At 63.6% G+C, this 1254-nt stretch carries 2 protein-coding genes; both read left to right on the top strand.

What is annotated here, in order from left to right:
• Positions 1-78 precede the first annotated feature (78 nt).
• The gene (locus AAFN86_RS29530) at positions 79-429 is read left to right on the top strand and encodes a transposase (RefSeq protein WP_347547313.1); all 351 of its coding nucleotides are present in this window, start codon (positions 79-81) and stop codon (positions 427-429) included.
• Positions 402-1226, top strand: a complete 825-nt coding sequence (locus AAFN86_RS29525; protein WP_347547315.1) for an IS3 family transposase — start codon at positions 402-404, stop codon at positions 1224-1226. Before AAFN86_RS29530 ends, AAFN86_RS29525 begins: the two co-directional genes overlap by 28 nt.
• Positions 1227-1254 lie beyond the last annotated feature (28 nt).

The following is a 1254-nucleotide window of genomic DNA, read 5'->3' as shown; positions in this document are numbered from 1 at the left end:
TGGAGTGCGCCCCTTGGGGTGGACAGATTGAGCGATTGAAATTGACGGGCCTTGCTGGGCTTCCGAAGGATGGAAGCTATGACGAAGCATCGATCACACAGCGCCGCGTTCAAGCGGCAGGTAGCCGAGGAGTTCATCGCGGGCGAGACGTTGCACGCCCTGTCGAAGCGGCACGATATCTCGCGGCAGCTGATCCGGATCTGGGTCGGCAAGCTCGAGGCCGGTGCTCTGGATGATGATGTGCAGGCCGCCGATCTGATCCAGGAATACGAGGCCCGGATCGCCGCTCTCGAGCGATTGGTCGGCAAGCAGGCGCTGGAGCTCGAGTTTCTAAAGGGGGCGCTGCAGCACGCACGCCGGCCGCGAAGCGCGAGTCCCTCCGTCGTCACCGGCCCTACGGCATCACTGTCAGCAGAGGGTGCGAGTTGATGGGCTTGGCGCGATCGACCTTCTATGACGCACCGTCTGCCGTTGCCACGGTGGATGACACCCTCGCCCGGATCAGCGCGATCTGTGATGAGTTCGAATGCTACGGCTATCGGCGCGTGGGCGCGGCACTGCGCCATCAGGGCATCGTCGTGAACGGCAAGAAACTCCGCCGCCTGATGCGTGAACAGGGCCTGCAGCCCAAGCGGCGCAGGCGATACGTCGCCACGACCGACAGCGATCATGCGGGTCCGATCTTTCCGAACCTGGCCAAGGGCATGGTCCCTGACCGGCCCGACCAGCTCTGGGTCGCTGATCTGACCTACGTCGCCATCCCTGGCGGCTTCGTCTACCTCGCGGCGATCCTCGACGCCTGGTCGCGCAAGGTGGTCGGCTATGCCATCAGCCGATCTATCGATACCCGGATTGCCGTCGCAGCCCTCAAGGCCGCAATCCGGAACCGCAATCCAGCCGACGGCTGCATCCACCATTCCGATCGCGGCTCGCAATATGCGTCGGAGAGCTACCGCGCTTTATTGCAGGCCCATGGCTTGGCAGGATCAATGGGGCGCCGCGGCAATCCATATGACAATGCCAAGGCCGAGAGCTTCATGAAGACCCTGAAGGTCGAGGCCGTGTATCTGGCCGCCTACGAGACGTTCGAGGATGTCACCGCCGACCTCCCGCGTTTCATCGACGAGGTCTACAATACGCGACGCCTACACTCAGCGCTCGGCTACCTCAGCCCCGTGCAGTTCGAGGCACAACACGCCCGGCAGACGGTCAAAGCCGCCGCCTGATCCTGTCCACCCCAAGGGGCGCACTCCA

This window comes from Roseomonas sp. CAU 1739, assembly GCF_039839775.1.
Classification (GTDB): domain Bacteria; phylum Pseudomonadota; class Alphaproteobacteria; order Acetobacterales; family Acetobacteraceae; genus Neoroseomonas.
Note: the sequence above shows the minus strand (reverse complement) of the source record. Positions and strands in the feature narration are given on the sequence as shown.

What these genes read in the sequence shown, in the direction of transcription:
- AAFN86_RS29530 (WP_347547313.1), top strand. Translation starts at nt 79, where the DNA reads ATGACGAAGCATCGATCACACAGCGCCGCGTTCAAGCGGCAGGTAGCC.